The organism is Citrobacter sp. Cf118, assembly GCF_030334095.1.
GTDB classification, from domain to species: Bacteria; Pseudomonadota; Gammaproteobacteria; order Enterobacterales; family Enterobacteriaceae; genus Citrobacter; species Citrobacter freundii.
The window spans coordinates 216,226-234,595 of record NZ_JAOWES010000062.1; the positions used below are offsets into that span (position 1 = coordinate 216,226).

Annotated in this window: 15 protein-coding genes and 1 pseudogene; 6 read left to right on the forward strand and 10 right to left on the reverse strand. The window is 49.4% G+C overall.

Going from position 1 to position 18,370, the window contains the following annotated elements:
• Positions 1 to 3: 3 nt before the first annotated feature.
• Both ribF and OGX67_RS05825 read right to left on the reverse strand, forming a co-directional pair.
• A complete protein-coding gene (gene ribF, locus OGX67_RS05820; RefSeq protein WP_003837336.1) occupies positions 4 to 942 on the reverse strand; it encodes a bifunctional riboflavin kinase/FAD synthetase in 939 nt (312 codons plus the stop codon).
• 7 nt (positions 943 to 949) lie between these two features.
• Positions 950 to 1,153 (reverse strand): annotated as a pseudogene (locus OGX67_RS05825) (DUF2575 domain-containing protein).
• Between the two features lie 117 nt (positions 1,154 to 1,270).
• Between OGX67_RS05825 and rpsT the strand changes: the two are divergent.
• The 3 genes from rpsT (at position 1,271) to OGX67_RS05840 (ending at position 5,451) form a co-directional block, all read left to right on the forward strand.
• A complete protein-coding gene (gene rpsT / locus OGX67_RS05830) occupies positions 1,271 to 1,534 on the forward strand; it encodes a 30S ribosomal protein S20 (protein ID WP_257651250.1) in 264 nt (87 codons plus the stop codon).
• A gap of 463 nt (positions 1,535 to 1,997) precedes the next feature.
• The gene (locus OGX67_RS05835; protein WP_003837335.1) at positions 1,998 to 3,371 is read left to right on the forward strand and encodes an MFS transporter; all 1,374 of its coding nucleotides are present in this window, start codon (positions 1,998 to 2,000) and stop codon (positions 3,369 to 3,371) included.
• A gap of 40 nt (positions 3,372 to 3,411) precedes the next feature.
• Complete coding sequence (locus tag OGX67_RS05840) at positions 3,412 to 5,451, forward strand: glycoside hydrolase family 31 protein (protein ID WP_257651251.1); 2,040 nt, start codon at positions 3,412 to 3,414, stop codon at positions 5,449 to 5,451.
• 49 nt (positions 5,452 to 5,500) lie between these two features.
• Here the strand turns inward: OGX67_RS05840 and nhaR are convergent, their stop codons facing one another.
• The 8 genes from nhaR to dnaK all read right to left on the reverse strand — a co-directional run bounded on the left by nhaR (position 5,501) and on the right by dnaK (position 16,098).
• Positions 5,501 to 6,400: a transcriptional activator NhaR gene (nhaR, locus tag OGX67_RS05845; RefSeq protein WP_204584133.1), complete on the reverse strand. Its 900-nt coding sequence runs from the start codon at positions 6,398 to 6,400 to the stop codon at positions 5,501 to 5,503.
• Positions 6,401 to 6,438: 38 nt separating this feature from the next.
• Positions 6,439 to 7,605 (reverse strand): Na+/H+ antiporter NhaA, encoded by a 1,167-nt coding sequence (nhaA, locus tag OGX67_RS05850; RefSeq protein ID WP_003018952.1) that lies wholly within the window; start codon positions 7,603 to 7,605, stop codon positions 6,439 to 6,441.
• Between the two features lie 131 nt (positions 7,606 to 7,736).
• Positions 7,737 to 8,996 (reverse strand): IS1/IS1595 family N-terminal zinc-binding domain-containing protein, encoded by a 1,260-nt coding sequence (locus OGX67_RS05855; RefSeq protein ID WP_257651252.1) that lies wholly within the window; start codon positions 8,994 to 8,996, stop codon positions 7,737 to 7,739.
• Positions 8,997 to 9,022: 26 nt separating this feature from the next.
• Positions 9,023 to 10,222 (reverse strand): anaerobic sulfatase maturase, encoded by a 1,200-nt coding sequence (locus OGX67_RS05860; RefSeq protein WP_071696634.1) that lies wholly within the window; start codon positions 10,220 to 10,222, stop codon positions 9,023 to 9,025.
• A 102-nt stretch (positions 10,223 to 10,324) separates the two neighbouring features.
• A complete protein-coding gene (locus OGX67_RS05865; protein ID WP_257651253.1) occupies positions 10,325 to 11,818 on the reverse strand; it encodes a sulfatase family protein in 1,494 nt (497 codons plus the stop codon).
• Positions 11,819 to 11,838: 20 nt separating this feature from the next.
• Positions 11,839 to 12,603, reverse strand: coding sequence for an outer membrane protein OmpK (locus OGX67_RS05870; protein ID WP_071696564.1), 765 nt, complete (start codon positions 12,601 to 12,603; stop codon positions 11,839 to 11,841).
• Positions 12,604 to 12,956: 353 nt separating this feature from the next.
• Complete coding sequence (gene dnaJ, locus OGX67_RS05875; protein ID WP_201442871.1) at positions 12,957 to 14,090, reverse strand: molecular chaperone DnaJ; 1,134 nt, start codon at positions 14,088 to 14,090, stop codon at positions 12,957 to 12,959.
• An 85-nt stretch (positions 14,091 to 14,175) separates the two neighbouring features.
• Positions 14,176 to 16,098: a molecular chaperone DnaK gene (gene dnaK / locus OGX67_RS05880; RefSeq protein ID WP_286526126.1), complete on the reverse strand. Its 1,923-nt coding sequence runs from the start codon at positions 16,096 to 16,098 to the stop codon at positions 14,176 to 14,178.
• A 383-nt stretch (positions 16,099 to 16,481) separates the two neighbouring features.
• Between dnaK and OGX67_RS05885 the strand changes: the two genes are divergently transcribed.
• From OGX67_RS05885 to satP, 3 genes are all read left to right on the forward strand, one after another.
• On the forward strand, positions 16,482 to 16,886 hold the full coding sequence (locus OGX67_RS05885; RefSeq protein WP_003018965.1) for a DUF2541 family protein: 405 nt from the start codon (positions 16,482 to 16,484) through the stop codon (positions 16,884 to 16,886).
• A 33-nt stretch (positions 16,887 to 16,919) separates the two neighbouring features.
• Positions 16,920 to 17,633, forward strand: coding sequence for an acidic protein MsyB (msyB, locus tag OGX67_RS05890; protein ID WP_257651254.1), 714 nt, complete (start codon positions 16,920 to 16,922; stop codon positions 17,631 to 17,633).
• A 148-nt stretch (positions 17,634 to 17,781) separates the two neighbouring features.
• Positions 17,782 to 18,348 carry an acetate uptake transporter gene (satP, locus tag OGX67_RS05895; RefSeq protein WP_003018969.1) on the forward strand — a complete coding sequence of 189 codons (567 nt, stop codon included), beginning with the start codon at positions 17,782 to 17,784 and terminating at the stop codon, positions 18,346 to 18,348.
• The last annotated feature ends 22 nt before the right edge of the window (positions 18,349 to 18,370 follow it).

Here is an 18,370-nt window from a genome sequence, read left to right on the forward strand (position 1 = left end):
GCATTAAGCCGGTTTTGTTAGCCCAAAAAATTCACGGGCAGTCAACTCATCACGCGCAATCTGCGCTTTTAGTTCATCCAGCGAGGCAAATCGCTGTTCGCTGCGTATTTTTTTACGCAGTACTACATCTATATGGCGACCATACAGGTCCATTACAACGTCCAATAGATGCACTTCCAACTGCTGGCGTACGCCTGCTACCGTCGGGCGGGTGCCGATGTTGGCGACGCCGGGCAACGGTTTGTCACCCAGTCCCATCACTTCAACCGCATAAACACCTTTCACCGGAGAAACCTGACGACGAAGCGGTAAGTTTGCCGTCGGAAAACCGATTGTGCGCCCTAACTCATCACCGTGAACGACGCGTCCTGAGATAGTAAAAGGATGCCCAAGCAGGCTTTCGGCCAGTTGCAGGTTATCTTCTGCCAGCGCCTGACGTACTGCGGTGCTGCTGATACGCACACCGCCTTCACAGAAGGTTTGGGTGCTGGTGATATCAAAACCATACTCAGCGCCCGCTTCCTGTAATAACAAGAAATCGCCCGCACGGCTAGCGCCAAAGCGGAAATCATCGCCAACGGCAAGAAATTGTACACCAAGGCGCTTCACCAGCAGGTCGCTGATGAAGGTCTGCGCCGTTAATGCGGCGAAACGCCTGTCAAAACGCACACACAGCACGTAGTCCACACCGCATTCGGCCAGATAACGCAGTTTTTCCCGCAGGCGGGTAAGGCGCGCAGGTGACTTGTCCGTCGCAAACAGTTCCAGCGGCTGTGGCTCGAAAATCATTACCACCACCGGTAAATTGCGTTTGCGCCCTTCTTCCCGTAAGCCTTGCAGCAACGCACGGTGGCCACGGTGCACACCGTCGAAATTACCAATAGTCAGCACACACCCATGCGGGGCCTGGCTGAGATTATGTATGCCTCGTATCAGCTTCATGTCTGGCTCAAAACAGTGAAAATCGTGAAAGTATACCCTGTACCGCGGTCAAGGTTAACCGGCGATTGTTTCTACGAAACAGAAAGAGGATGGTTTTCATTGTTATGAAACAAATTGACGCCCTTCACGGGTACACCAATGCAATTTTTCTCGTCGAAAAGCTGTATTCACGCCACGCAAGCTGGTAGAATCCTGCGCCATCACTACGCAACGAGTGCTGGAATTTAAACGGCGCTTATTTGCACAAATCCATTGACAAAAGAAGGCTAAAAGGGCATATTCCTCGGCCTTTGAATTGTCCATATAGAACACATTTGGGAGTTGGACCTTGGCTAATATCAAATCAGCTAAGAAGCGCGCCGTTCAGTCTGAAAAGGCCCGCAAGCACAACGCTAGCCGTCGCTCTATGATGCGTACTTTCATCAAGAAAGTATACGCAGCTATCGAAGTTGGCGACAAAGCTACTGCACTGAAAGCATTTAACGAAATGCAACCAATCGTGGACCGTCAGGCTGCTAAAGGTCTGATCCACAAAAACAAAGCTGCACGTCATAAAGCAAACCTGACTGCACAGATCAACAAACTGGCTTAATCGCCTGCTTGTTGACGCTTTGTGAAAAAACCCGCGAAAGCGGGTTTTTTTATGCCTGCTATCTGGCGTTTTTCTCTTCAACCACTGATGTTGTTCTCACTCGCCCACGCTCTTCCTGACCAGCCTGTTTTTTCAGCTATCCCTCCCTTAGTTAGTCGCGTCGCGTAATACTTGAAAGTTATTTTCTTTCACTGTTTTCCTTTTTTTATTTCATTATTAAAAAAACTGTGACCACCTTAGCAAATAGAAACATCGCTCATTCAAAAACGAATAAACGCAATCCTGATGTAAGATTTGATAATTGATTGCTGCGGTAGGGTCAACTACTTTCCATGTACACCTTACTCACTCATTTTAATCTGAGGTTAAATTCAGTAACGACATAAAAAATAATATTTAAAACTTGCTTGGAAAGTAAAAGTTGTTTTTCTGGGCGTATCGCACCAATATCGGAGTTATTATTATGAGTTCTGTTATTGAGGATACCCAGTCTTGCGGGTCAGCATCATTATCTTTACTACAGCGTATTAGCTACGGCTCTTTGGATGTGGCAGGTAATCTACTGTACTGTTTCGGCTCAACCTACATCTTATATTTCTACACTGACGTTGCGGGTATTAGTCTCGCCGTAGCAGGTGTCATCCTGCTGTTGGCGCGTATCGTAGATGGTATAGATGCCCCAATCTGGGGGATCATTATCGATAAAACACGTTCACGTTACGGTAAATGTCGTCCCTGGTTCTTATGGCTGCCGCTGCCTTTTGGTGTATTCAGCGCGCTGTCATTTTGGTCTCCAGATATCAGTATGACAGGAAAAGCCATATATGCAGCAATATCCTACATGATTGCCAGCATTTTATTTACCGGACTCAACACACCGCTCAGCGCAATATTACCTCTAATGACGCTATCCCCTAAGGAACGGCTGGTATTAAATTCCTGGAGAATGACCGGGGGACAAATTGGGGTTTTATTAATGAATGCCACAGCATTACCCCTGGTTGCATTTTTAGGTAACGGAAATGATCATGCTGGGTTTATTTACACAGCGATTCTGTTTGCCGCAATATCCTGTTCGCTAACGCTTTTCGCCTTTAAAAATATCCGCGAAATGGATGCGGATAAAATACAGCAAGAACCCAAACTGCCGATGAAAAAAAGTTTCACGGCAATGAAAGGTAACTGGCCATGGATCCTGATGGTGCTGGCCAATCTGATCTTCTGGATTGCCCTACAACAGCGGTCCACAACCATTGTTTATTATCTGACCTACAACCTCGATCGCAAAGACCTGGTTCCGCTGATTAACAGTCTGGCGACGATTCAGATCCTGTTCATCATCGCCATCCCTTTCTTTAGCAAATTCCTGGCTAAAACCTGGATATGGGTAGGTGGCTTGCTGGTCGCCACATTCGGCGGCGTCTTGATGTGGCTGGCGGCGGACAACATACCTTTCCTCATCGCGGCCTGGGTGCTCGGCAATATCGGTAGCGGAATCGCCTGCTCAATGCCGTTTGCCATGTTGGGCTTTGCCGTCGACTTCGGTGCCTGGAAAACGGGCATTAAGGCCACGGGCATTCTTATCGCCTTCGGCAGTACTTTCTGCATCAAGATGGGCAGTGGTCTGGGTACCGCTTTCGCCGCCTGGATCATGAACAGTTTTGGCTATGTCCCGAACCATGCCCAAAGCGCTGCGGGCCTGGAAGGCATTACCTGGGCTTTTATCTGGGCGCCCGCCCTACTCTTCGCACTCGCGGCGATCCCGCTACTTTTCTTCCGTAAGTACGAAGCAATGGAAGAGACGATTCGCCACGATCTGGAAACCATCACCCAATAACTTTCTTAATCTTTACCCTCAAAATATGGGAGGCACCACCATGCCATTTGTGCAACATGACCCGCGTCGTCTGGTCTGGCAGCAAAACGATCGCTATTTGTGGATTGAACCCTGGGGCGAGAACAGCCTGCGCGTACGCAGTGGTCGTCATCTGCCGGTAATGAGAAATGAAGACTGGGCATTGACTGAGCCAGTCGCAGAAAGCCACTGCCACATCGATTATGAGCACCACCAGGCGACACTGACCAACGGCAAAATTATCGCTATCGTCAATCAAAAAGGACAAGTTACCTTTTACCGTCATCCACACAAACCCCTGTTGCAGGAGTTCTGGCGCCTGCGGGGCGAAATTGGCGAGGATGAATCTTCTCACGGCCAGTACGTCAGCGCACTCAACCTTGAGGGACGCGAATTCCGCCCTATTCAGGGTGGGAAATATTCACTTAAAGCCCGCTTCGAAGCCACCGAAGGGGAAAAAATTTACGGCATGGGCCAATATCAGCAGGCCAATCTGGATCTCAAAGGATGCGTGCTCGAACTGGCCCAGCGCAACTCTCAGGCCTCGGTGCCCTTTATGCTCTCAAGCCTGGGCTACGGATTTTTATGGAACAACCCGGCGGTCGGCCGCGTGACGTTCGCCCACAACGTGACCGAGTGGGAAGCTCAAATCAGCGAGCAGCTGGACTACTGGATCACCGCTGGCGATACCCCGGCAGAAATTAGCCGGGCGTATGCGCTCGCCACGGGCACGCCACCAATGATGCCGGATTACGCCATGGGCTTCTGGCAGTGCAAGTTACGTTATCGCACTCAGGAGGAGTTGCTCGCCGTCGCCCGCGAGTACAAACGGCGCAACCTCCCCATCTCGGTCATCGTGATCGATTTCTTCCACTGGCCAAATCAGGGGGACTGGATGTTCGACTCGCGGGACTGGCCCGATCCCGATGCCATGATCGCCGAGCTAAAATCGCTAGGTATTGAGCTAATGGTCTCCGTGTGGCCAACCGTGGATAGCCGAACCGAGAGTTATCGGGAGATGCGCGAAAACGGCTGGCTGGTGCAAACAGAGCGCGGATTGCCGATTAATATGGATTTCCTCGGCAATACCACTTTCTTTGATGCCACCCATCCCGGCGCTCGCGACTACGTCTGGGGTAAAGCAAAACGCAACTATTACGATAAAGGCGTGAAGCTCTTCTGGCTAGACGAAGCCGAGCCGGAGTTCAGCGTTTACGACTACGATAATTATCGCTACCACGCCGGACCGGTGCTGGAAGTGGGCAATATCTACCCGCGAATGTACGCCAAAACCTTTTTTGACGGCATGAAAGCCGATGGCGAAGACCAGGTGATCAACCTGCTGCGCTGCGCCTGGGCCGGAAGTCAGAAATACGGCGCGCTGGTCTGGTCAGGTGATATCCACTCATCGTTTCGTTCTCTGCGCAATCAGTTTGCCGCCGGGATGAATATGGGGATTGCAGGTATCCCGTGGTGGACAACAGATATTGGCGGCTTTCATGGCGGCAATATTCACGACCCACACTTTCATGAGTTGCTGATTCGCTGGTTCCAGTGGGGCGTGTTTAGCCCAGTGATGCGCCTGCACGGCAACCGCGATCCGCAAATTTTACCAGAACATCCTTACCGTGATGGTATTGCCCAGTGTCCGACCGGTGCGGCAAACGAAGTGTGGAGCTATGGTGAAGAGGTGTGCGAAGTGTTGACTGGCTGTCTGACGTTGCGAGAAAAGTTAAGGCCGTACATCAAAGCGGTGATGGCGGAAACACACCAACGCAATGCCCCAGTTATGCGCACCCTGTTTTTTGAATTCCCAGAACAGACAAGGAGTTGGGAGATTACCGACCAGTACTGTTTTGGTCCCGATCTGCTGATTGCTCCGGTGATGCATGAAGGCATGCGCGAGCGTGACGTTTGGCTACCGGAAGGGGAAACATGGACGGATCTTGCAACCGGCGAGAGCTATCAGGGAGGACAAACGCTGCGCTATGACGCTCCCCTGAACAGAATTCCGGTATTTATCCGCGAAGGCGGGCAGTATCGTAATATGTTGAAACTGTAGTCACAGTCCGGCTGCGGTTAGTACACCGCAGCCGGCAACATGAAGGCGTTTAGACCTGTGGCGACTTGAACAGTGCTGAGTAGTCCGCATTGCAAATACGCTGCACCGCCGGATGCTGGATCATCCTTTCCGCAAATATGGCGTGATACTCCTCCATCACATTCTCTACGCGTCCAATTTCAACAATAGAATCATCGGCATAGAAATTGTGTGAATACAGCGTAGGCGCAACAAAAATGGCATTATGCGTTGCGCCAAACGCTTTCATCAGCGCAGCGTCATCAAACTCGCCGAGGATTTCGACATTCAATCCTTGTGAGTTGATCCAATTCAGCAGCTTACGACCGAGCATTGAACGACGTCCAGGGATCAGTAATCGACGCTCCTCAAGGCAGGCCGGGAAGGTTTTTTCAGGCAGCGGTTTGGTGCACCAAAAACTCACGCTGCATTCGCCTATCCGCACCGAGAACAGCCCTTCCTGCTGTGTAGAATCGATCGGGCAGTCGGAGATAATCATATCCAGCTTATGCTGGCTGAGTTGATCCAACAGCATCTCATGTGTTGACTCAAAACAACGCAGATGGATTTGTTCATCTTCAACCACAGCGGCATCCAACACGCTACTGACCAGCTGCTTCGATAGCGCATCCGCCACGCCGACATCAAACAGTAAATTAGACTCTTTGCGGTAGTTCACGATATCCAGCATTTCCTGGCTTAAGGTGAACATCTTATCCGCATAACGAAAAACCAATTCGCCTAACTCACTAGGCTCCAGTCCACGCCCCTTGCGCTTGAACAGCTTTCCCTGCAAACGTTCCTCAAGCGCTTTAATCTGCCCGGTAATGGTCTGCGGTGTCAGATAAAGCGCTTCAGCTGCGCCAACCACCGAACCTTCTTTATAGACATGCCAAAAGTAGTACAGGTGGTTGTAATTTATATGAGACATACTCTCTCCCTGAAAATTGTCACGAAAGGGCTATCCCGTCAGGCTGACGCGTTCAACCGGGTGCGTAACCAGCAGTAACCAATTACCGCCGACAGTAAGGAGCCAATCAGGATCCCCAGTTTCGCCCAGTTAATCAGCTCAGGATCGACGTTCCCAAACGCCAGGCTGGCGATAAAAATCGACATCGTAAAGCCAATGCCGCACAGAATGCCGACCGCCATAATCTGCTGGAAATTCGTTCCCTCTGGCAATTGCGCCACCTTGAGGCGTAACGCCAGCCAGCAAAACAGACTGATACCCAACGGTTTACCGATCAACAAACCAGCAATGATCCCCAGCGGTAATACCGAGGTCAGTCCATCAATAGTGACGCCCTGCAGTGAAACGCCCGCGTTGGCGAAGGCAAACAGTGGCAGGATCAGGTATGCCACCCATGGATGCAGAACATGCTCCAGTCGCTTCGCCGGTGAACGCCCGTGTTTTTCCTTCAACGGAATAAAGAAGCCCACGATCACACCCGCCAAAGTTGCATGCACGCCCGACTTCAGTACGGCAGTCCACAGCACCACGCCAACCAGAATATAAATCCCGGTACGTCTCACTCCGCACAGATTCAATGCCGCCAGAACGAGGATCGCGCACGCGGCAACCCCCAGCGACAACAGCGAGAGATCGCTGGTATAGAACAGCGCGATAATTACGATAGCACCGAGGTCATCGATAATCGCCAGCGCCATCAGGAATATTTTCAACGCCAGCGGTACACGGCTGCCCAACAGCGCCAGCACGCCTAATGCAAAAGCGATATCCGTTGCCGCCGGGATCGCCCACCCTTCACGGGTGATGGGATCGGCATAGTTGAATGCCAGGTACAGCAGCGCCGGGACAATCATGCCCCCGATAGCGGCAATGATCGGAAACGCTGCCTGACGCAGACTGGCCAGCGAGCCTTGCATCAACTCGCGCTTCACCTCCAGACCAATCAACAGGAAGAACACCGCCATCAACGCGTCGTTGATCCACAGCAGCATATTTTTGTTGATCTCAAGCGCGCCAACCCGCAGTTGAACGGGCGTTTCCAAAAAGGCGTGGTACCATCCACTGGTTACCCCGATGTTTGCCATCAGCATAGCGACCACGGCAGCGATGATCAGAATGATGCCCCCCGAGGCGTCACTACTAAAAAAACGATGCAGATGTTTCACTTTTATTCTCTCTATTGGGTGAATACTTCGTAAATACTATCTTACACCCTCAAAAAGCTCGTTAAAATTAGATTATTCATGATGAATAGATCGTTTTTCTCGAGCTTTATAATAAGAGAATGCTGTATCAGTTAACCTTCACTTGGGTGATGTCGCGCATTAAACGCGTATCTGAGATGGTCCAGCGTTGCCGTCACATTTGCCGGAGACATACGGTTGAGGTGTGCCAGAAAAGGATGTGTATCGATAAAATGGATAAAACGGGTCGCACTCGCAAGCGTGGCGCTGCGCTGCATACTCGTTTTCCGGTTCTCCGTTAAGTTACATACCGCCAGCGCGTAGTCACGCGTGGAGAATGTTCGCCAAACGTTATTACGGATGCCGCCTCCCAGGAACAGCCTTGGCGGAATATCTTTTTGCGGTGCTGATTCTCCGCGTTCTCTCACAAAAGCAATATGACAACGCCCTTGCTGAACATGCTGTATATTCGCCATCATGCATCCTCCCAGGATAAAACATTCCTGATCGAGGTAATGCTGAATGTTGAGAGAGCGTTCATCCGTAAGCATTTTAACCAACTCGAAATGGCGATAAGCGGGTAAAACGGGTTTAACTAACATCCCCGGATCATTTTTGTGCAATATTGCGGGGCCGTAATCCACATCAAAAAGCACCTCCCGCCGCATCGTTATCACTTCTTTACGTTGCACAATATGCGCCAACGTACCGGGAGGCAGGCGTTCTTCATAGTCAGAATGATACTGATACTCAGCTTCTACGGGATGAGCTGAGTAATTTGTGGTCACGGCAACAATTCGACCGGTATTTTCTTCTGCAGTGACCAACACATACAGGAAACTATCACCGCCGTTAAATTTGATCCGAAAAGCGCGCGTGCTCATAGTGATATCGAACGTAGGAAAAATAAATTCGCGTTCTACCAGATTTGCACTGCGAGAGAGTTTCCGTAACTCCCGGCTTAACCCGGTGCTATCCAGCGCAAGCGTGGTGCGAATATCCGCCAGTGTCGCGCCTTCCTGAATCAGCGTGGCGAGAAAACCCTGACGTGCATCTGTTTTCTGCCTGACAGGAGATATAAATGTTTTATGACAGCGCTGACAGTAAATACGCGGTTCTCCTTGCGCGGAAAAACCGTACTTTTTAAGTGAAATCCCCCCGCAATAGGGGCAGGATTTAATCAACCCTTTCCATGCCTGATTGACCGACTGACGAAAGCGGTTGAGTGACCGTTCCGAAATAATGGGGAAGAGAAAACCGCAGGCCCGGCAGAGTATATTTCTCCCCTGATGTTGGTAATCCGGGCTGTTCAACACGCCCACATTTTTGCAACCAGGCGTTTTGCAGCTATCGACATTAACCCAAGAAAACATATTCACTCCCTGCGAATACGATACGTTCAAGCAAATACTGATTTTATTTCTACAGGTGAAAAACCATTTTCATAGAGTGTTCTCATGGCGCTCATCGTCATTGCAGTATGAGAGAAAAACGCCTTATAACCCGCACACAAATAGTTGTGATTTCTTTTACCTGACGTTGACGGCAAGAAGCGGTGCTTAGGGCAGCCGCCATAACAGGCGAACTGCCATTGGCAGGAGTAACATTCTTGTGCCATTGTGCGATTTTTATCTTCGCCAAACTGCCGGTTTTGTTCGCTATTGTTCATCGCGCGCAGCGTCGAATCTTGAATATTCCCCAACTTGTTCTGCGGATAGACAAAATGATCGCAATTATACACATCGCCATTCATTTCCATGGCAAATGCGCTACCGCAGGTTGATGCAAACACGCATACCTGCGGCGGTAAACCACACCACGCGGCAAGCGTCTGCTCAAACATCTGTATGCCGATATCGCCAATATCGTTACGGATCCAGACATCAAAAATAGCGTTGAGAAAATGACCAAATTGCAGTGAATCAACCGACCACGGCATCATTCTCGTTTGTCCGTCTTCAGGATGCGTCAGACCAATACCGTCTCCTTCAGCGCTTCTTTCGACAAGCGGAATAAATTGCATATAACGACTGCCGATGCTTTTCAGATAGTCATAGACTTGCAATGGGTGATGCATATTCGTGTGATTCACTACCGTCAGCGTATTAAATTCCACACCGTGGCGTACCAGGCATTTAACGGCCCGTTCAACTCTCTCATGCGTTGGTTTACCCGAACGAGTAACCCGCCATTCATCATGTAACGCGGCATCACCATCAATAGAAACGCCCACCAGGAAGGCGTGTTGCTTAAAAAAAATAGCCCATTCGTTATCAATCAAAATACCGTTGGTCTGGAACGTATTGATTATTGTCTTTTCACCCGCGTATATCTGCTGAAGTTCGACCGCCCGTCGAAAAAATGGCAGCCCCATCAACGTTGGCTCCCCTCCTTGCCAGGCAAAAATCACCTCATCCACATCCTGCGCGGCGATATGCTGTTTGATAAACAATTCAAGCGTATCTTCAGACATCCTGTAATTGGCTTTTCTCTGCGGATAGAGCTTCTCTTTCTCCAGGTAAAAACAGTATTTACAATCCAGATTGCATACCGAACCCGTCGGTTTAATCATGACTTGACAACTTTTCCTGCTCATCATCATTCAAGCCTATAAATAAAAGAACCTGGCTCAGAGCTAAAACGCTGAGCCAGGCGGGCAGAGCCCTAAGTGGCATACATGGTATTTCTTATAATTATTCGATTAGCCCCAGGTGACCGACGTAGGCTTATCACCGCGTGCTTTCATTAACGAGTCGTTATCAATATCCTGTTTATATTTCAGGAATTTACCGTAGAGTTGTTTCTCAATATCAGGCTGTTTGCCGATCTGGTTCAGTGTCTCGAAACGATCTTTTTTCAAGTTATAGAGGTACTTGGGTTTATTCTCACGATCGATGATCATTTTCCAGTCGCCATCACGAATAGCCCATTCATCAGTAGGGTCATCCTGGAATGGCATATCGATACCGAAAATCAGCGGTTTTTCACGTTTTAAGGTTTTCTGTTCCAGCAATGGAATCAAAGACTGCCCATCATAGGTGCGATCGGTAGGGAGCTTGAAGTTCATCATGTTTGCCAGCGTCGGCAACCAGTCGAGGCCATAGACAGGCGTATCTGTCACCATTCCCTGCGGAATATGCTTACCATATTTGATAATTGCCGGAACGCGGATCCCGCCCTCCCACAGATTATCTTTACGACCGCGAAGACCATCCGTTTCACCCGCCAGGTTTAACTCATACACTTTACGCGCTTCACGAGTGACAGGTCCGTTATCACTAGTAAAGATAACAATGGTGTTATCTTCTTCACCCATTGCCTTTATCTTATCCATTACTTTACCAACCTGAGCATCCATATAACTGACGTTGGCGTAATACTCACCTGTGCCACGCCAAGGTTTATCAGCCCAATCACCGTAGAACAGATCCGGATGCTGTTTCTGGTAGGCACTCATATATTGCGAATACATATCGAGGTACTTTTTCGGTGAGGCCAGCGGGCTATGGACCTCGGTAAATGCAACGTATAAGAAGAACGGTTTATCGTCTTTCTTGTTATCCAGCCAGTTAACGACTTCTGAACTAACCAGTTCACCGCTAAATGTTTCTGCTCTGCCAATCGGTTTGCCATTACGCGCGAATCCGGTCGGATGCACGGTGCCATAGCGTGGGCGCTCTTTCGCGTTATCTAAAGTGGAATCGGTCACAAACCCGGCTGTATTCACCAGGCCATAGTCAAACCCCATATCCTTAGCTTGCGGTTGGTCTGTTCGATCACCGCCGGCATTGAGGTGTAATTTACCCATCATCGCCGTGTCGTAGCCTTGCGCTTTCAGCAGATTAGCAATCGTCAGCTCATTACGGCCCAATGCCACATCTTTCCCTTCCGGGATCCAGGAACGGATCCCCGTGCGGAACGGCATACGTCCAGTCAATAACCCAGCACGAGAAGGGGAGCAAAGCGGAGCTGGCGCATAGTAATCCGTAAATCTCACACCATCCTGAGCCAATTTATCGATATTCGGTGTTTTAACGATTTGATGACCATAAACCGCCAGATCGCCATAACCCAAATCATCCGCAAGAATGATGACTAAATTAGGGCGTTTATCCGCAGCAGCCTGCGCGGTTTGTAATGTGCTCCCGGCGCACAGTGCCAGCCCAATCATGCTGGCAATGACTGTTCTTTTCATTTCAGTTCCTTTAATTTTAATTAAAATGAATATCCGACCATATAAATCATCTGATCCCCATATCCGTCATAACCTAATTTGTTCTCAAAATAACGATACGTTACAGATGCCTTCCATCGTGGATAAAACTTCCATGCCAGCGTTAATCCTCCATTTAAACCATTTCGACCGAATTGCTGCTCCGTGTAAGCATCATTTCTATCAATCTCGACTTCATTCCAGTCAGATAAAACAAAGCTTTCACCAAATAAAGAGAAGTTATAAACAGCAGTCCAACCAATAACATATCCATTCCATCCACTGGTCTGTCCATATTTCGGTGATACATAGTCACCTGATTGGTTATGCAAGCCGATATAAGGTTTAAAGAAACCCCAATCTCCACTCCACCCCAGATAACCGAGTCCATAAAACATATCCAGATCGTCACCCCATGAGTTGTCCCATTGACCGTATATCTTGCCAAAGAAGGTATAGTCAGAATCAAAAAGACGCACATGGGTCATAGCAGAGACGGTATGGTTACGGCCCGCCACTGCATGGTTTAATACGTTGCTTTCAATAAAAGAATAGAATTCAGCTTCTCTAAAATTGACGCCAAAATCAGCCGTTGCTTTCCAAACTTCACCGCGGTGCACATTCACAAAACCGCTATTCCAGTCTGCATAACCAGCGTTAATTGACCCAAAAGAGTTTTTATATTCCAGAGCTTGTACATTTTGGCTAAAAAGAGCTGGAGTGGCTAATACAAGACTAGCCAGTAGTATTTCCTTTATCCGAGGCATTGAATTTATTCCCCATAATTATAATTTTTTCATCAATGAATGAAGGTTCGCTGCGGTGATAAATATTAAACAAATGTAATTACAAGATAGTGATGTAAATCTCACATCAGAATAGATAATGACTGCTTAAAATAATGTGTCAAATAATGTTGCTGTAGATATGATAAGTTCATATTTGTTAGTAAGCGCATCAATATCTTCTAACTAAACCACCCCTAATATATTTACCTGACATGTTAGAAAACTCACATTCAAGGCCATCCAACTCACTTTTATCCTTGACAATAAAAAACCGGTATTCCCTTAAAAGGGAATACCGGTTTTTTCAAACGAGAAAGTTTTTTGGCTTGTCGTTAGCGAGTCAGATCGTCAAAGAACTTCTTCACACCGTCGAAGAAGCTTTTGGAACGCGGGCTGTTGTTTTCGCCGGTAGGACCGCCGAAGCTTTCCTGCAGATCTTTCAGCAACTGCTTCTGCTTGTCGTTCAAACCTACCGGGGTTTCAACAACTACACGGCACAGCAGATCGCCCTGAGCGCCACCGCGTACAGACTTGACGCCCTTTCCACGCATGCGGAACAGTTTGCCGGTCTGCGTTTCGCCCGGAATTTTTAACTTCACGCGACCGTCCAGCGTCGGGACTTCAATCTCGCCGCCCAGCGCTGCCATTGAGAAGTTAATCGGCACTTCACAGTACAAGTTGTTACCTTCACGCTCAAAGATGGCGTGCTGTTTCACCTGCACCTGAACGTATAAATCGCCTGCTGGTGCGCCATGCTCACCGGCTTCACCTTCACCAGACAGACGAATACGATCGCCGGTGTCAACGCCTGCCGGGATTTTAACGGACAGCGTTTTGCTTTTCTCAACGCGACCATGGCCATGACATTTGTTGCACGGATCTTTGATCAGCGTACCGCGGCCCTGACAGTGTGGACAGGTCTGCTGTACGGCAAAAAAGCCCTGACGCATCTGTACCTGACCAGAACCGTGACAGGTTGGACAGGTCTGCGGCTGAGTGCCCGCCTTCGCGCCGCTACCGTGGCAGACGTCACACTCTTCCAGAGTCGGAATACGGATCTCTTTGGTGACGCCACGCACGGCTTCTTCCAGAGTGAGATCCATGTTGTAACGTAAATCAGCACCACGTGAGGCGCGCTGACGACCACGACCGCCGCCAAAGATATCGCCAAACACGTCACCAAAGATATCGCTGAAATCAGCCCCGCCGCCAAAACCGCCGCCGCCGCCCATGCCGCCTTGCTCAAACGCAGCATGACCGTACTGATCGTAGGCCGCACGTTTTTGCGCATCGGTCAGGATCTCGTACGCTTCTTTGATCTCTTTAAACTTGGCTTCGGCCTCTTTATCACCCTGGTTGCGGTCCGGGTGATATTTCATGGCCAGGCGCTTGTAGGCCTTTTTGATTTCACGCTCTTCCGCTGATTTGGAAACGCCTAAAATCTCGTAATAGTCTTGCTTAGCCATCTCTTTTTATCTGCCCCTAACATGCGTGCACGGGCGGAGAGGAAACCTCTTCGCCCGTGCCAGTAATTACCCGTTCAAAGGGCGATTATTTTTTGTCTTTCACTTCTTCAAACTCGGCGTCGACAACGTCGTCATCTTTCGCATTATTTGCAGAAGCATCAGCGCCTGCTGCACCAGCCTGTTGCTGTGCGTGCTGCTGCTGAGCGATTTCCATCAGTTTCTGGGAAACCTGTGCCAGCGCCTGCATTTTCGCTTCGATATCCGCTTTATCTTCACCTTTCAGAGAAGTTTCCAGCGCGGTCAGTGCAGACTCGATGGCAGTTTTGTCGTCAGCCGGCAGTTTGTCGCCTGCTTCTTCAACCTGCTTGCGAGTGCTGTGCAGCAGATGGTCACCCTGGTTACGGGTCTGAACCAGCTCTTCAAACTTACGGTCAGATTCTGCGTTCGCTTCTGCTTCGCGAACTATTTTCTGAATTTCTTCTTCGTTCAGACCAGAAGAAGCCTTGATGGTGATCTTCTGCTCTTTACCGCTGTTTTTGTCTTTCGCGGAAACGTGCAGGATACCGTCGGCATCGATGTCAAAAGTAACTTCGATCTGCGGCATACCGCGCGGAGCCGGGCTGATACCATCCAGGTTAAACTGACCCAGATCTTTGTTATCAGCAGCGCGTTTACGTTCACCCTGCAGCACGTGGATGGTTACCGCAGACTGGTTGTCTTCAGCGGTAGAGAACACCTGGCTGTGCTTGGTCGGGATAGTGGTGTTTTTCGCGATCAGCGGAGTCATTACGCCACCCATGGTTTCGATACCCAGAGACAGCGGGGTAACGTCCAGCAGCAGCACGTCTTTAACATCACCGGTCAATACACCACCCTGAACAGCAGCACCGATTGCTACGGCTTCGTCCGGGTTAACGTCTTTACGCGGTTCTTTACCGAAGAACTCAGCAACTTTCTTCTGCACCATCGGCATACGCGTCTGACCACCAACGAGGATAACGTCGTTGATATCAGATACGGACAGGCCAGCATCCTGCAGAGCAACTTTCAGCGGCTCGATAGAACGGTTAACCAGGTCTTCAACCAGGCTTTCCAGTTTCGCACGGGTCACTTTGATGTTCATGTGTTTCGGACCGGTCGCGTCTGCAGTGATGTACGGCAGGTTCACGTCGGTCTGCTGAGCGGAAGACAGCTCGATCTTCGCTTTCTCAGCGGCTTCTTTCAGACGCTGCATCGCCAGCGGGTCATTACGCAGGTCGATACCCTGATCTTTCTTAAACTCGTCAACCAGGTAGTTGATCATACGGCTGTCGAAGTCTTCACCACCCAGGTGGGTATCACCGTTGGTTGCCAGAACTTCGAAGGTTTTTTCGCCGTCAACTTCGTCGATTTCGATAATAGAGATATCGAAAGTACCACCACCGAGGTCATATACCGCGATAGTACGGTTGCCGACTTCTTTATCCAGACCGTAAGCCAGCGCAGCTGCGGTTGGTTCGTTGATGATACGTTTTACTTCCAGACCTGCGATACGACCGGCGTCTTTAGTTGCCTGACGCTGAGCATCGTTAAAGTATGCAGGTACGGTGATAACTGCTTCAGTTACCGGCTCACCCAGGTAATCTTCAGCCGTTTTCTTCATTTTTTTCAGCACTTCAGCAGAAATCTGCGGCGGTGCCAGTTTCTGACCTTTTACGTCAATCCATGCATCACCGTTGTCAGCACCGATGATTTTGTACGGCATGATGGCTTCATCACGCTGTACTTCTTCGTCCTGGAAGCGGCGGCCAATCAGGCGTTTAATCGCAAACAGGGTGTTTTGCGGGTTTGTCACTGCCTGACGTTTAGCCGGCTGACCAACCAGAGTTTCACCATCCTGGGTATAAGCAATGATAGAAGGCGTGGTGCGATCGCCCTCGGCGTTCTCCAGCACACGTGCAGTAGTGCCATCCATAATCGCTACACAAGAGTTGGTAGTACCCAGGTCGATACCAATAATTTTACCCATCTAAACGTCTCCACTAAAAATTCGGTCATCATGTGGTTGTGAATCTGTAATAAGGGCGAAACGTGCGGTTTCAACTACCCTGAATCGTTTTTTTTCAGACTCACCACTGCGGTTGCTTACAAGATGGGGTCGTAACCCACTTCATCAAGGGGGGCATGAAAATTTTTTTTAGCCTTGTGGCAATAAAATCGCAGAAAAAAGGCTAAAAGATTAAAAAATGAATAGTCTCAAATCAAAATTAATTCATAAAACAGATAAATTCAGCACAGCCATTCACATAAAAATTGTAATAAAAAGAAAAGATTACAAGCATGAATCATGATTCTGACAGCGGTAAGATGGTCTGAAACGACACACTTTTACAGCCGTCAAAGAGAAATTCCATGAAATCCGTATTAACCCTTTCCGCCAGCCTGCTTATGGGCCTACTGCTGAGCAGCGCCGCACACGCTAACGATCATAAAGTCCTCGGCGTGATCGCCATGCCCCGTAATGAAACCAACGATCTGACGCTGAAACTTCCCGTTTGCCGCGTGGTGAAACGCATTCAACTTACGGCCGATCATGGTGATTTACAGCTCAGTGGTGCATCGGTTTATTTCAAAGCTGCCCGCATGTCCAGCCAGAGTCTGAACGTGCCTTCCTCCATCAAAGAAGGGCAAACGACCAATTGGATCAACATCAATAGCGACAACGACAATAAGCGCTGCGTGAAAAAAATTACCTTCTCCGGCCATACGGTGAACTCTTCTGATATGGCGACGCTGAAAATCATCGGCGACGACTAACTCCCCATACTTTTATTCAAAAGCCATAGAAACATGAATGTCACCTATTTGAATGACGACGATCTCGATTTTCTTCAGCATTGCAGCGAGGAGCAGCTCGCCAATATTGCCCGTCTGCTTACACATAATGAAAAGGGGAAAGCCCGTCTGTCGAGCGTTCTCAACCACAACGATTTATTTAAATCGATGGAAGGACATCCGGAACAGCACCGCCGCAACTGGCAACTGATTGCTGGCGAACTGCAGCATTATGGGGGCGACAGCATTGCCAATAAACTCCGTGGACATGGAAAACTGTATCGGGCGATTTTGCTGGACGTTTCGAAGCGTCTGAAGATTAAAGCTGATAAAGAGATGTCCACGTTCGAAATTGAACAGTCTCTGCTGGAGCACTTTTTACGCAACGCCTGGCAAAAAATGGATGCCGGACAAAAGCAGGAATTTCTGCAGGCTGTCGATGCAAAAGTTTCTGAACTGGAAGAACTGCTACCGTTATTATTGAAGGATCGTCACCTGGCAAAAGGCGTCTCTCACCTGCTCTCCGGCCAGTTAACCAAAATTCTGCGAACCCACGCCGCCGTCAGCGTAATAGGGCACGGATTACTGCGCGGAGCCGGACTTGGCGGCCCGGTAGGTGCGGCTTTAAACGGGGTTAAAGCGGTGAGCGGCAGCGCTTATCGCGTGACGATCCCGGCGGTACTCCACATTGCCTGCCTGCGCAGAATGCTCAACCACACACAAGCGTGATGCCCATCACAGGGAAAATAATTCGTTTTTCCTTCGTTAGATCATAGACAGTGCCCTCTCCCCTGATTATTATGCCGCGCCCCGAAGACAGCGATCGTTATTCGGGGAAACTATTTCACCATTCAATCAATGATGATTTTGAGGAATTATGGGCAACACTAAGTTGGCTAATCCGGCACCGCTGGGCCTGATGGGCTTTGGCATGACCACCATTCTGCTTAACCTGCATAACGCGGGTTTCTTCGCTTTAGACGTTATTATTCTGGCGATGGGCATTTTCTACGGCGGTATCGCGCAAATTTTTGCCGGTCTTCTGGAATATAAAAAAGGCAACACCTTCGGTTTAACCGCCTTTACCTCCTACGGTTCGTTCTGGCTGACGCTGGTTGCGATTCTGCTGATGCCGAAAATGGGCCTCGCGGATGCAACCAATGGTCAGTTCCTGGGCGCTTACCTGGGTCTGTGGGGCGTGTTCACTCTGTTCATGTTCTTCGGTACGCTGAAAGCCGCGCGCATGCTGCAGTTCGTGTTCCTGAGCCTGACAGTGCTGTTCGCCCTGCTGGCCGTTGGCAACATTGCAGGTAACGAAGCAATCATTCACGTAGCGGGTTGGGTTGGCTTAGTGTGTGGTGCAAGCGCCATTTACCTGGCGATGGGTGAAGTGCTGAACGAACAGTTTGGCCGTACCATCCTGCCGATTGGTGAAGCGCACTAATCTGACAATATCCCCCCTGAAG